The following is a 14,146-nucleotide window of genomic DNA, read 5'->3' on the forward strand; positions in this document are numbered from 1 at the left end:
GGAACCATACTCACAATTGCGCCAGCGCCGATCACCCCAAGGATGACATAGACCTCCCGCAGGCTGGGCGCATCAATCGGCAACCACAAACCATATGCGCTCTCGATGACGGGCTGCCCGATCACCAGCGCCGCATAAAGCAATGCGACCCCGAGACATGCGCCCACAGCCGCCATCAGCATGGCCTCAAGGACCAGCATGCCAAGTATCGTGACAGGCCGCGCGCCCATCGCCCGAAAGATTGCCATCTCGCGGCGACGCTCATTGAGACTGGAAAAGATCGTGGCCATCATGCCGATCAACGCCGTGACGACCACCATGGCTGAGACAGCCAAAAGTGCCGTTTCCGCAATGCCTACAATGCCCCAAAGCTCTTGCAAGGCGACGCCGGGCAAAATCGCGAGCAGCGCTTCTTCGGAGTACTGGTTGATGGCACGTTGTAACGTGAAGGTCTGCAACGGACTTTCGACGCCAACAAGCGCCGCGGTTATGGCCTTCGGTGTCAGGTCCATCCCGCGGATCACGTCGACCGGCATGGATTGGCCCGGCATCTGCGCGCCGCCTTGCCAGTCGACGTGGATCGCTTCAATCGCTTCCATGCTGACGATGACAGTGCGATCCACAGGCGTACCCGTTTTTTCCAAAATGCCGGACACGCGGAAAGGCTGATCTTCATGTTCAGTGAATGACGCAAGTCCGTGGGCCACCACAATCGGGGCACCCACATTGTAGCCGAGGCTCGCCGCGACATCTGCGCCGATGACGGCATCGAACAGATCAACCATGAAGGCACCTTCGATCAGGCCCAGCGCTCTGCCCTGCCGGTATTTGTAGTGCTCGAAGAAGGCCCGCGTCGTGCCCATCACCCTGAACTGTCGATGACTATCACCCAAGGAAATCGGGACGATCCAGTCAACATCAGGTCGCGCGGCGATGTCCTGATAGGTTTCCCACGTGACGTTATTGGTGGCGTTGCCAATGCGGAAGACGGAATAGAGCAGAAGCTGCACCGACCCCGAGCGCGCGCCGACGATCAGATCAGTGCCCGAAATGGTATCTGCGAAACTGGTCTTCGCACCGGTCCGCACCTTTTCGACACCGAGAAAAAGCGCCACCGACAGGGCAATCGCAAGGATGGTCATACCCACTGTCAGTGCACGTGCAAAAAGTGACGCTATGGCAAGCCGCAAGGTCATTTGGCCGCCCTTCCAATCTGCGCGATATGTTCCATGCGGATCACCCTGTCGAAGCGTTCACCAAGACGTGGGTCGTGGCTGACCATCAATAGGGACGTTTCATGCGCTGCAGTTTGTGCGAAAAGCAGGTCGAGAAAGGCGGTCTGGCTGTTCGCATCAAGGGCCGAGGTCGGTTCATCCGCGATGATCAGAGGAGGTTGACCGATCAGGGCACGCGCGACGGCGACGCGCTGTTGCTGCCCCACGCTCAAAGCGCCGGCCTTGGTGCGGCTCACATGATCGGGCAATCCAAGTGCGGTGCACAAGCGCGCCGCTTCGGCCGCCGCATCTGCAACGCGTTTGCGACGTTCCGGCGCAAATTGCAGCGGAAGCATAATGTTGTCGGCGACTGTCGCGAAAGGCAGCAGATTGAACTGCTGAAAGATCACGCCTATCTGCTCGGCCCGGAACCTGTCACGTGCCCCACCAGACAAACGGGTGATATCTGCGCCCGCGACGGTTACAATGCCCTGATCCGGGAGGATCGTGCCGCAGATCAGCGACAAAAGCGTCGACTTTCCAGAACCACTTTCGCCCAAGAGCAGCACCGATTCACCCTTCGAAACAATCAACTCAGGCACGAACAGCGAAAATGTCGCCCGCCCCGGCCACCGATAACTCGCGTCAGAAAGTCTGAGGATTACACCTGTCACCCGCGTTCAGCGCCCCAGATTGAGCGTCGGTGCCGTGCGTTCCACCTCAAACGCCTGCGCGCCCGATGCCGTGACGATCTGCACGTCGACCTCTTGCGCGTTCGGGAACGTCTTGAAATAAGCAAAAGCAATCTCGGTCAAAGCGTCTGGATTTTCGCACAGTAGCATATATTCCGCATAAAATTCGGTGTGCCCCGCTTCCTCGGAATGTTCGGCATGATCTTCATCGGCATGAATTTCATCGTGGTCATCATGCATACCTGCACTTTGGAGTGCGACCCGCGCTTGCGTCAGGGTGCAGGCCGCAGCTTCTGGCACAACAAACAGGTCAAGCGGCGCGCCCAGCGTCATGATCGCCGCATCTATCGCCGCAAGATCGGCGTCACTTTCTGCGGCATATTCAAATCCGACAATATCGGCACCCGGCGCATGGAACTCCATGGCGACCGTCTCGTCCGCAATCGCAATATTAAGTACGCCAACCCCATGCTGATGGGCATCAAGCTGCCGCGATTCTTCGGCAAAGACAGGCATGGAGGTGACGAGAGCGACGAGAGAGAGAGCTTGTTTCATGAATAACCCAATATGTTTGCCTGTATAAAAGTCAGGCTGTGCAGTTTCCGCATTGCCCCTGAATTTCTACGATATGACGGTCCTTGCGAAAAGCACATTGGCCGGTCAATGCCGAGAGCATATGATACAAGGTGGGCGGCGAGATATCAGGCTCTCCCTGCTGTACCACTGTGCGCTTTCTCATCCATGCACCTGCATCGTTTCAATTTGGTTATTGATGAAATAACAAATTACAGGACAGTAAAGCCCGTTATGTCAAACCGGCCATTCGCGCCGCAGAACGTGGCCGTAAAGGGCCGAATTTGAGTAAATTGGTCCCTTCATTGTCAGAAAAGCGGGCGAAAAATCAATTAGCGCCAGTTTTTTCAGCACACCATACTGACCAAAACGGTTCAAGCGTATTTCACTGGCTAATTTCTGCGCCGCAGCATCAAATGACGCTGTCCGAAAGAGTCGGGCGTCGCGCAAGGGTCCATCCTGGCAGATTGATCCCCTCACGCGACTACAACATCACTGTTGCGGGTCCTGCCTATTTGGTTGGTCCACCGTTGAAAAGGGGCGTTGACGTCCCCTCAACAACCCGCAGCGACAACGGGGGACTATGACCTATGAAATTGAAAACCACTGCTCTTGCTTTAACAGCACTATTGGGCACTACAGCGATAGCTGCCGCTCAATGCGCCGATCCAATCAAAGTGGGTGTCCTGCACTCGCTTTCAGGGACGATGGCGATTTCCGAAACGACACTGAAAGACACGATGGAGCTACTGGTCGAAAACCAGAACACAGCTGGCGGTCTCTTGGGTTGCGAGATCGAGGCGGTCGTCGTTGACCCGGCGTCTGACTGGCCGCTCTTCGCTGAAAAGGCGCGCGAGTTGCTCACCGTCAGTGAAGTCGACGTGATCTTCGGCAGTTGGACATCCGTAAGCCGCAAGTCCGCGCTACCTGTTCTGGAAGAACTCAACGGCTTGATGTTCTACCCGGTGCAGTACGAGGGCGAGGAAAGCTCGAAGAACGTGTTCTACACGGGGGCTGCGCCAAACCAGCAGGCCATTCCTGCGACGGATTATTTCCTTGAGGAGTTGGGCGTTGAAAAGTTCGCGCTGCTTGGCACGGACTATGTCTACCCGCGCACCACAAACAACATTCTCGAAGCTTACCTGCAGGACAAAGGCATCCCAACCGAGGATATCTTTGTGAACTACACGCCGTTCAGCCACTCTGACTGGGCCACAATCGTTGCCGATGTTGTCGCATTGGGAGCTGACGGCAAGCAGGTTGGCGTGATCTCCACCATCAACGGTGACGCCAACATCGGTTTCTACAAGGAACTGGCAGCTGCCGGTATCTCTGCCGATGACATCCCTGTCGTCGCCTTCTCCGTCGGAGAGGAAGAGCTGTCGGGTCTGGATACATCCAACCTCGTGGGCCACCTCGCTGCCTGGAACTATTTCCAGTCCGCCGAGTCCGAACTCAACGACGAGTGGGTTGCCGCATGGAAAGCCAAAATGGGCGAAGAGCGTGTGACCAACGATCCGATGGAAGCGCACTTTATCGGCTTCAACATGTGGGTAAATGCCGTGACCGAGGCTGGCACAACGGACGTCGATGCCGTGCGCGAAGCGATGTACGGGCAGGAATTCCCGAATCTCACGGGTGGTACTGCGGTGATGTTGCCAAACCATCACCTCGCAAAGCCGGTCCTTATTGGTGAAATTACCGCCGATGGCCAGTTCGACATCATCAGCCAGACAACCGAGGTACCGGGCGATGCCTGGACCGACTATCTGCCTGAATCAGCGGTCCTGATCTCTGATTGGCAGGAACTGGGTTGCGGTATGTACAACACACAGACCGAAACCTGCGTCCAGCTGACTTCGAACTACTAAGAACGTAATTGAAGCGGGGCGCGCAGTGCGTGTTCCGCTTCAAAACTGCCTGACAGATCGGCTTGAAAACCCCATGTTTCGACTGCTTTCAATGGCCCTGGTGCTGGGGCTTTCCATGCCCGTCGCCGCTGTGGCCCAATCCCTGCAAAACATCCTGCAAACCCATCAGGAAGAAGTCCTCAAGCCCGGCCGCCGCACGGTTGGCGTGGTGGTGGACGATCTGGTCGCCAGCGGGTTGCCACAAGCCCTGCCCTTCCTTGAAGCGTGGCGCGACCGCGAGATTGTCCAACGCGATACCGACGGGTTGTTTTTTCGTGTGATCGAAGATGGCGACATTCTGATCCTCAACGATCTGGATACAGGCGAAGCACGCGGTGCTGCGGACAAAGTATCTCTGACCGCGTCGCGCCCCAACGGCGGTGTACGCCGTGCGATTGGCGATGCCTTGGTGCAATTCCAGCTTTCCGATCCTGACATCACAAAACGCCAAGCCGCTGTTGAAGCGATTGAGCGAAGCATGGACGCCACACAACTCGGGCCTCTGGCCGCCTCGGTCGAAGGGGAGCCGGACCCTGCGCTCAAGGAAATCAAAACACGTCTTGCCGGCATGTTGGGTGCATTGTTCGCAGACAAGCAAGAGGCGCGGCTGGCCGCGATCGCGGCACTCTCGGGCGACTTATCGGTCGATGTCCGTGCAGTTTTGAACACCATCCTTGCCAGTGCACCTGCTGTCGCGCCAACAGTGCCAGATGATGTGAATATCGCGCAATTGCTGATCGTCGGCACAGATATCAGCGCAACCGAGGCCTATGCGCGCCTCGTGAGCGCGGATCTTGCCCCGGCCCTGATCACAAAACCGGAAATTCGCGAGGCACTTGTTGCAAACATCGTTGACGGTACGGTGGGCGAGGTGGCCTTGGCCACTCTCAACACCGACGCCACCCGCGCACTGGCCTATGATATGCTGTCTGCCAATGGCCTCGTTCCGCCTCGTGTCGATGCTACCGCGCAGGCCGAGGCAATCGCCGCGCACAGCTTCTTGCTGCAATACGCGGAGCCCGATACCGCCATCACCGACGCCGCGCGTTCGGCACTGACCGAGATTGAAACAAGCGTGGCGTTCAACCAGAGCATCGACCTTGGGCTTGATGCGCTATCTCTGGCGTCGATCTATTTTCTTGCGGCCATCGGCCTTGCGATCACATTTGGCGTCATGGGCGTTATCAACATGGCGCATGGCGAATTCATCATGATGGGTGCCTACACCGGCTTTGTCGTGCAGCAATTCGTGCCTGACTACACGCTGTCGATCATCATTGCGCTGCCATTGGCCTTTGCGGTCACCTTCGGGGCAGGTGTCTTGATGGAACGGACGGTGATCCGCCATCTCTATCACCGTCCGCTCGAAACGCTGCTGGCCACCTTCGGCATCTCTATCGCGTTACAACAACTGGCCAAGAACATCTTTGGAACGCAAGCTCGTCCGCTGACATCGCCCGATTGGCTGGGCGGGGCGCTGGTGTTCAACGACGTTGTTGCCATCAGCTATATTCGTGTCGCAATTTTCGTGCTTGCGCTGATGTTCCTCGGACTTATCCTGTTTGTGCTCAAGCGCACCCGCTTGGGGCTTGAGGTTCGCGCTGTCACCCAAAACCCCGGCATGGCGGCCTCGATGGGGATCAACCCGGACCGGATCAACATGCTGACGTTTGGTCTTGGCTCCGGGATCGCGGGCATCGCTGGCGTGGCTATCGGGCTTTATGCCAAGGTCACATCGGAAATGGGTGCCGACTACATCGTGCAAAGCTTCATGACCGTCGTCGTCGGCGGTGTTGGCAATGTCTGGGGCACGCTGGCAGGGGCATCGCTGATCGGCTTCCTGCAAAAGGGGATCGAATGGCTGAACCCGTCCAACACACTCGCGGCACAGACCTACATGATCCTTTTCATCATCCTCTTCATTCAATTCCGGCCCAAGGGCATCGTCGCCCTCAAGGGCCGTGCAGCGGCGGATTAAGACATGCAAAGATCGTTTCTTGTCCAAAACCCGTCGGTCCTGTGGTTCATCGCGATTTTGGCGATCTTTACGGTCATCGTGACGGTGCTGTCCGAGGCTACCGGGGTTGGCCTGATCTCGACCTCCTTGGTCAAAACACTCGGCAAAACGCTCTGCCTGTGTCTCGTTGCCATCGCGATGGATGTGGTCTGGGGCTATTGCGGGATCCTGTCGCTGGGGCATTTCGCCTTCTTCGGGATCGGGGGCTATGCCATCGGCATGTGGCTGATGTATGCGCGCACCGAAGGTATCGTGATCGAAAGCCTTTCAGGGCAGCCCATCCCGCCAACACCGGACGAAATAACGGATGCGATAGGCAACCAGATTTTCGGGGTTGTGGGCAGTTCTGAATTTCCGATGATATGGACCTTTGCCGACAGCCTGATATTGCAACTGTTGATGGTTGTTCTGGTGCCCGGCTTGCTGGCACTGGTCTTTGGCTGGCTCGCCTTCCGGTCACGGGTCACAGGTGTTTACCTGTCCATCCTGACACAGGCGATGACACTCGCGCTGGCACTGTATCTTTTTCAGAACGACAGTGGTCTGCGCGGCAATAACGGCCTTTCAGGCCTGCAGAACATCCCCGGTTACGCAGATACATCGCAGGCGACCATCTCGATCATCTTCTTTATCGCTTCCGCCTTGGCACTGGCGGCAGGTTATGTGTTTTTCGCTTGGATCGTGTCGGGCAAGATGGGCAGTGTCATCAAAGGCATCCGCGATAACGAAGCACGCGTACGGTTTCTTGGCTACCATGTGGAGAGCTACAAGCTCTTTGTCTTCACGACGACAGCGGTCGTCGCGGGCATCGCAGGCGCGCTCTATTACCCGCAAGCTGGCATCATCAACCCCGGCGAAATCGCTCCCATCGCGTCGATCTATCTGGCGGTCTGGGTGGCGATTGGCGGACGCGGGCGGCTTTATGGCGCGGTTATCGGCGCGGCTTTCGTCTCGCTGCTATCGAGTTGGTTCACAGGCGGCGGCGCACCGGACATCAACCTTGGTTTCTATGTGATCCAATGGACGGACTGGTGGCTGGTGCTGCTTGGCGTGTCCTTCGTGGCGGTCACGCTGTTCTTCCCCAAAGGCATCGGCGGGCTCTTTGATTATCTGGTGAGGAAGCCGTCATGAGCATGCTTCTTGAGGTCTCGGGCGTGAGCGTCACTTTTGACGGGTTCCGTGCGATCAATAATCTGTCGATCAACTTTGCCAAGACCGAGCTTCGGGCGATCATCGGCCCCAACGGGGCTGGCAAAACAACCTTCATGGACATCGTGACCGGCAAGACGAAACCGGATGAAGGCAAGGTGATCTGGGGCGACAAGAACATCTCGCTTCTGGGTATGTCAGAAAGCCAGATCGCACGTGAAGGGATCGGACGGAAGTTTCAGAAACCGACCGTATTCGAGGCGCAAACAGTCCGCCAAAATCTTGCGATGGCGCTCAAGACCCCGCGCGGGCCGTTCGCCGTGCTCATGCATAAGAAAACCCGACCGAATGCGGAACGGATCGAAGATGTCGCCGCCCGTATCGGCCTTGAAGACAGCTTGACCCGCGTCGCCGGTGAACTGAGCCATGGCCAAAAGCAATGGCTTGAAATCGGTATGCTCTTGGCCCAGGAACCGCGCCTGATGCTGGTCGATGAACCCGCCGCAGGCATGACCCCGGAAGAGCGCGGGAAAACGACCGACATCCTGAAAGAAGCCGCGAAAACGCGCGCCGTCGTCGTCGTTGAACACGATATGGAATTCGTGCGGCGTCTGGAGTGCAAGGTAACCGTACTGCACGAAGGCGCGGTTCTGGCCGAAGGCAGCCTTGATCATGTCACCTCTGATCAGACTGTGATTGACGTATATCTGGGGCGTACCAATGCTTGAAGTGCGGCAGATCAATCTCAAATACGGACAAAGCCAGATCTTGTTCGATATCTCGCTCACGGCGCAGGTGGGGCAGATCACGGCGGTCATGGGCAACAACGGCGTCGGCAAGACAAGCCTGCTGAAGGCAGTTTCCGGGCGACACCCTGTCGCGAGTGGCGAAGTGCTGGTCGGGGGCAAGGCGGTGTCACTGTCGTCGGCCTACCACTCTGCCCGTGCGGGCATTGCCTATGTGCCGCAAGGGCGTGAGGTTTTCCCGATGATGACCGTGCGCGAGAATCTGGAAACGGGCTTTGCCTGTTTGCCGAAGTCTGCACATGAGGTGCCCGCGTTTGTCTTTGATCTCTTTCCCGTCCTGCAAGAAATGCAAACCCGCCGCGGTGGTGATTTGTCCGGTGGTCAGCAACAACAGCTTGCAATTGCGCGGGCGCTGATCACCAGGCCGCAAGTCCTGTTGCTGGATGAACCGACCGAGGGAATCCAGCCCAATGTCATTCAGCAAATCGGAGACGCGCTGGAGACCCTGCGTGATCAAGGACAGATGGCGATTGTGCTGGTCGAGCAGAATGCCGATTTCGCCTATCGGATATCTGATACGTTCACAGTGGTCGAACAGGGTCGGATCCAGCAGACCGCCGCAAAAGAAAGTTATTCCAAAGACCGCTTGATGGCTGATTTGGCTCTTTAGAACAGATCGTCCCATCCGCCAGATCAATGCAAAGGTTCATCTGCGATTGATATTCGGCGTGGCATTTGGTCAGCTATTGTTTAGGGGAACAGGCTACCGACAGATGACCAAAACACAATCGTTTCATAAGCGCCTTATCGGGCTGATCAGGCAGGTTTATCCTGAGACGGATGCCGAGGCACTGTCGCAAGCGGTGATAGAAGCGTTCTGGCCAGACGACAAAAGGCGGCGCAGACGCGGACGCAGACCCAGCAATGGTCTATGGACCGAGCATGACGCCTTGCTGATCACCTACGGCAATTCGATCATTGATGGCGCGCACAAACCGCTTGATCTGTTGCACGATTTTCTGCTGCGGCGGATGAAAGGGGTGGTCAACGGCGTACACATCCTGCCGTTTTTTCCCTACACATCCGACGACGGGTTTGCGGTGTCCGACTTTCGCTCGGTCAATCCGCAATTGGGTGACTGGTCCGATATAAACCGGATCAGTGACGACTTTCACTTGATGTCCGATCTGGTTCTCAACCATGTCTCAAGCCAAGGCACTTGGTTCAACGGCTACCGGCAAGGGCAAACGCCTTATGACAGGTATTTCTTTGAAGCGTCCCCTGACGACAATCTGACCGCCGTTGTCCGCCCTCGCACGACACCACTTTTGCAAGAGGTCGAAACAGCCAACGGGCCGCGCCACCTGTGGTGTACGTTCAGTCATGACCAGATCGATCTGGATTTCCGCAATCCCGAAGTTCTGCTGGAATTTCTGCGCATCATTCGACTGCATGTCGATAACGGCGTGCAGATCATCCGGCTTGATGCTGTCGCGTTTCTTTGGAAACAGGCGGGGACATCTTCGATCCACCTGCCGCAGACCCATGCCATCGTAAAGCTGATGCGGCTATTATGTGATTATGCGTTCGAGACGATCATCCTGCTGACAGAAACCAATGTCCCCAAGGCCGAAAACCTGAGCTATTTCGGCAATCACGACGAAGCACATGCCATCTACAATTTTCCTCTGCCGCCATTGATCCTGCATGCGGTCATGTCGGGTTCGGCCCACTATCTGCGCCATTGGCAAAGCGGGATGCCGCCCGCGCCGATGGGTTGCGCCTATCTGAACTTCACCGCCAGTCACGACGGGATCGGGATGCGGCCTGCCGAAGGGATCTTGCCGGTCCAAGAGCAGGCCCGGATGATCGACACGATCAAGGACATCGGCGGGCTGGTATCGATGCGCGCCCTGCCCGATGGCGGTGAAGCGCCTTACGAAATCAACACGACATATTATGAAGCCACCGCGCAAACATTTGCAGGCAAGGACAACTATCACTTCGCGCGTTTTATCTGCACGCAGACGATCGTCATGTCGCTGGAAGGGATACCGGCCTTCTACATCCATTCCATGCTGGCCACCCCGAACGATCACGCACAAGTCGCACATCGTGGCATGAACAGGGCGATCAACCGGCATCGGTGGGATTATCCTACGTTGAATTCCCTGCTCGACGATCCTGAAACACTGCAATCGCAGGTCTTGGCAGCTTTGTCTCAGAGGCTGCGCATCCGTGCCAGACAACCCGCGTTTCATCCCAATGCAACCCAATTCACGATGCCGTTGGGTGACCGCGTGTTTGGCGTCTGGCGGCAAAGCCTTGATCGGCGGCAATCCGTCTTTGCCCTTCACAACGTCAGCGACCAGCCTGTCGTCCTGTCACAACTCTCGATGAATCTGATCGAGGATGAAACATGGTCTGACCTGCTCAGTGGCGAAGCCCTCGAGATGGATCAGGAGGCCGTTACTCTTGCCCCTTATCAGTGCCGCTGGATAACAAACCGAGGGCGGTGATTATCCATATTCAGCCTCATCGGCCAGCGCCGCGGCATTCATGTCTGCCAGAAACGCCGGATCAGCAGCATGGACCCGGTTCCATGTCGTGATGAACGGCGTCTCATGCGGATTTTCGAGAAACACCTGCCCCGCGCGCATGATATTTTCGGCGAACATCTCAATTGAACTTTCCTCGGTATGTCGGTCGATTGCCAAGCCGTTCATTTTCGCATCATTGTGATAGCCATCCAGCAGATCAAGCGCGCAACGGTAATAGGTGGCTTTCAGCGTGCGAAAGACATTGGGCGTGAATACCGTTCCGTCTGCGGCAAGCTTGCGAAAGATCGCCTTGCAGATATCGGTGGACATGCGGTTCAAACCAGCGCCGGCTGTATCAGCGGCCAAATCCTGATGTTTATGGTTATAGGCGTCCGAGATTTCGACCTGACAGACGGCCTTGCGTGCCAGATTGCGCCACGCCTCTGACAAGACGCCGATCTCAAGCCCCCAATCGGAAGGGATGCGCAGATCGGGCAGGATCGCTGTACGCATCGCAAATTCACCGGACAGCGGATAGCGGAAGCTGCGCAGATAATCGATATAGTCCCGCGGCCCGATCACACGGTTCAGCGCTATCAAAAGCGGGCTGACCAGCAAACGCGTGACCCTGCCGTTGAGTTTACCGTCACCGATGCGGGCGTAATAGCCTTTGGCCACTTGATAGGGGAAATTCGGGTTGGCGACCGGATAAACCAGACGCGCCAGCATTTCCTTGTCGTAGGTCAGGATGTCACAGTCATGGATCGCCATAACCGCACTGTCGGCACAGCTCATCAGATATCCAAGCGACGACCAGACATTCTTGCCCTTCCCCGGTTCGTTCGGTGCCAGACCCAGTTCTTCCAATCGCACCCCTAGCGACATCATGCGCGGGCTGTCGTTCCAGATAACGATGTGGTTCTGGTTCAATCCCTTGAAGAAAGACTTTGCATGGCGAAATTGCTGTTCATTCGCCGCATCCAGACCCACAATAATCCGGTGCAGATAATTGACCTTGGACAGCTCCGTCAGGATATGCGGCATCGCATCACCTTCCAGCTCTGAATAGAGACATGGCAGGATCAACGAAATTTTGCGTGCCCCCGAAAAGACGTTCAGTTCCGCTTCCATTTCCTGAACAGAGCGCGTGCGCAGATTATGCAGCGTCGTGATGTTTCCGTTCTGGTGAAAATCAGCCATGCGTCAGTTTCCTTTTTTCAGATCAAAGCGGTCAATGGCGTCCAGTACGGCCAGATTCCATCCCTTGGGCCCGGCTTCGGTTGTGCGCACGATACGGCCCGAGGTTTCGCTCCTCAGCGGTGGCAGCGGCGGGCGCGCGGGGTTGGCCACGATAATTCCGATATCGGCATTCTCCAGCATCGCAATGTCGTTGGGTGCATCTCCCAGAGCAATCGTGTATCGCGGTTTATAAACACTTATTAGGCTGCGCATTTGATCAACTTTATTGCGCCCGAAAGAAAGCGTCAAAAAACGTCCGCCTTCCTGCGCGGATAGGCCATTTTTGGCCAATGCAGCCAAGAATGCATCCTTTTGTGACGGCGTGCCGGACCACCGTCCCGGTTCGGAAAAATCGCGCTTCTGCGCCAATGCGGCTTCGTCCTTCGAAAGACCGGTCATCTGAGCCACCTGCGCCGTCCTCATGTCCCCGAACCCGCAAAACAGATCACGCAAATCTGCCGGCAGGTTGTTCAAAGCTGATCTGACAGCGCCGTATTCGCCGCACTCAGTGATCTTTGTCGCGAAGGGCGGTAAGATCCCTGCACCATTTTCGACAATGGCAGGCCAGCGTTCGGCGCCTATCTTTGTACGCAGCCGGGCCATTTCAGCGGCCGTTTTGCTGCTTGCCAGAACAAGGCCCGCAGACACCCTGCGCAACGCCTCCAGCGCCGGATTTGCGGCTGACCAATCATAGGTATCATGGTCGATCAGGGTTCCGTCGAGATCTGTAAAAACCATAAGGTTGCAAGTCGCTGACATGCCAAAAATTATGGCTGACAGTGCCATGGATCACAAGCGCTCGTCACGGTCGGCGCGGATCACCTAGCGCCCAGATGCGGCGCAACCGGATGCATCTGGGCGCAACAATTCTCGAGAATTTGGATCAGACCACGTCCGTTGGCCGGGTCAGCCCCAATTGACATCCCTCAATTCCGGTTCGGCCCCATCTGGCAGAATTCGCCAGACCAGAGCCTAACTCTGTGCAATCAGGACAGTGACGCGATGACGGATCGACAAATTCATAAGGCAAATCCTGCCGCCAATATGCCCGACTATGACGCGGCCAGAGACAGCTTTTCCTGGAAGGACGCGCAAAAGCAATTGGACGGCCTGCCCGGCGGTCATCTCAACATCACACACGAGGCTATTGATCGCCATGTCACTGCAGGCCATGGCAGCCAGATTGCCCTGCGCTGGATCGCCAAATCAGGCGTGCGCATCGACTTCACCTATCAAGAGCTGCAACACCTGACCAACAAGTTTGCCAATGTACTGCGCACCCGCGGCTTGCAGCAAGGCGACAGTGTCTATGCCTTGCTGGGCCGTGTGCCGGAACTCTATATCGCGGCGCTCGGAGCGCTGAAGGCAGGCTGTGTGTTCTGCCCGCTCTTTTCCGCCTTTGGGCCCGAACCGATCATGGCCCGCATGACGATTGGCGGGGCCAATGCGCTAATCACCTCGACCCGGCTTTACAAGCGTAAGATCGCGAGCATCCGCGACAGGTTGGATACCCTGAAGACAGTTTTCATCATCGACGGCACGGTTCCGGACACCCTTGATCTGGCCCCTTTGATGAAGGCGGCAGATACCGCATTTAAAACGGCGCTGACGGGCCCCGAGGATTCTGCGCTGCTTCACTTCACGTCTGGCACAACGGGCAAGCCCAAGGGCGTTGTACATGTACATCAGGCGGTGGTGGCGCATGATACGACAGGACGCATCGCGCTAGATCTGCATCCCGGCGATGTGTATTGGTGCACCGCCGATCCGGGTTGGGTCACCGGTACTTCTTACGGGATCATCGCGCCACTGACGAACCGCACGACGATGATCGTCGATCAGGCCGAATTCGATGTCACCCGCTGGTACGACATCCTGCAAACCGAAAAGGTAAATGTCTGGTACACGGCTCCAACCGCCATCCGGATGCTGATAAAAGCCGGGGCCGATGCCATCGGAAAGCATAAGTTCCCGCATCTGCGTTTCATGGCCAGCGTAGGAGAGCCGCTGAACCCCGAAGCAGTCATCTGGGGCAATGAGACCTTCGGGATGCCGTTCCATGACAA

General features: G+C 56.8%; 13 protein-coding genes. 7 read left to right on the forward strand and 6 right to left on the reverse strand.

What is annotated here, in order from left to right; all coding sequences use genetic code 11:
* From R6T97_RS08190 to R6T97_RS08205, 4 genes are all read right to left on the reverse strand, one after another.
* Positions 1-1,196, reverse strand: a 1,196-nt coding sequence (locus tag R6T97_RS08190) for an ABC transporter permease (protein ID WP_410348797.1), incomplete at its 3' end; no start/stop codon positions are given.
* A complete protein-coding gene (locus R6T97_RS08195) occupies positions 1,193-1,888 on the reverse strand; it encodes an ABC transporter ATP-binding protein (RefSeq protein ID WP_410348798.1) in 696 nt (231 codons plus the stop codon). The genes R6T97_RS08190 and R6T97_RS08195, both read right to left, overlap by 4 nt.
* A gap of 6 nt (positions 1,889-1,894) precedes the next feature.
* Positions 1,895-2,461, reverse strand: a complete 567-nt coding sequence (locus R6T97_RS08200; protein WP_410348799.1) for a DUF2796 domain-containing protein — start codon at positions 2,459-2,461, stop codon at positions 1,895-1,897.
* Positions 2,462-2,716: 255 nt separating this feature from the next.
* A complete protein-coding gene (locus R6T97_RS08205) occupies positions 2,717-2,929 on the reverse strand; it encodes a hypothetical protein (protein WP_410348800.1) in 213 nt (70 codons plus the stop codon).
* A 140-nt stretch (positions 2,930-3,069) separates the two neighbouring features.
* Here R6T97_RS08205 and urtA point away from each other — a divergent pair, with 140 nt between their 5' ends.
* The 6 genes from urtA to R6T97_RS08235 all read left to right on the forward strand — a co-directional run bounded on the left by urtA (position 3,070) and on the right by R6T97_RS08235 (position 10,820).
* Positions 3,070-4,350, forward strand: a complete 1,281-nt coding sequence (gene urtA / locus R6T97_RS08210; protein WP_410348801.1) for an urea ABC transporter substrate-binding protein — start codon at positions 3,070-3,072, stop codon at positions 4,348-4,350.
* Between the two features lie 73 nt (positions 4,351-4,423).
* A complete protein-coding gene (urtB, locus tag R6T97_RS08215) occupies positions 4,424-6,367 on the forward strand; it encodes an urea ABC transporter permease subunit UrtB (protein WP_410348802.1) in 1,944 nt (647 codons plus the stop codon).
* 3 nt (positions 6,368-6,370) lie between these two features.
* Positions 6,371-7,537, forward strand: coding sequence for an urea ABC transporter permease subunit UrtC (gene urtC, locus R6T97_RS08220; RefSeq protein WP_410348803.1), 1,167 nt, complete (start codon positions 6,371-6,373; stop codon positions 7,535-7,537).
* Positions 7,534-8,283 (forward strand): urea ABC transporter ATP-binding protein UrtD, encoded by a 750-nt coding sequence (gene urtD / locus R6T97_RS08225; protein WP_410348804.1) that lies wholly within the window; start codon positions 7,534-7,536, stop codon positions 8,281-8,283. The genes urtC and urtD overlap by 4 nt, the downstream gene beginning before the upstream one ends.
* Positions 8,276-8,971, forward strand: coding sequence for an urea ABC transporter ATP-binding subunit UrtE (urtE, locus tag R6T97_RS08230; protein WP_410348805.1), 696 nt, complete (start codon positions 8,276-8,278; stop codon positions 8,969-8,971). The genes urtD and urtE overlap by 8 nt, the downstream gene beginning before the upstream one ends.
* Before the next feature lie 103 nt (positions 8,972-9,074).
* Positions 9,075-10,820, forward strand: a complete 1,746-nt coding sequence (locus R6T97_RS08235; protein WP_410348806.1) for an alpha-amylase family glycosyl hydrolase — start codon at positions 9,075-9,077, stop codon at positions 10,818-10,820.
* Here R6T97_RS08235 and R6T97_RS08240 read toward each other — a convergent pair whose 3' ends face one another.
* The gene (locus R6T97_RS08240; protein ID WP_410348807.1) at positions 10,821-12,041 is read right to left on the reverse strand and encodes a glycosyl transferase; all 1,221 of its coding nucleotides are present in this window, start codon (positions 12,039-12,041) and stop codon (positions 10,821-10,823) included.
* Positions 12,042-12,044: 3 nt separating this feature from the next.
* The gene (locus R6T97_RS08245) at positions 12,045-12,818 is read right to left on the reverse strand and encodes an HAD-IIB family hydrolase (protein ID WP_410348808.1); all 774 of its coding nucleotides are present in this window, start codon (positions 12,816-12,818) and stop codon (positions 12,045-12,047) included.
* Between the two features lie 264 nt (positions 12,819-13,082).
* Between R6T97_RS08245 and R6T97_RS08250 the strand changes: the two genes are divergently transcribed.
* The coding region (locus R6T97_RS08250; protein ID WP_410348809.1) for an AMP-binding protein at positions 13,083-14,146 on the forward strand (1,064 nt) is incomplete at its 3' end.

The organism is Yoonia sp., from assembly GCF_046498525.1.
Taxonomy (GTDB): domain Bacteria; phylum Pseudomonadota; class Alphaproteobacteria; order Rhodobacterales; family Rhodobacteraceae; genus Yoonia.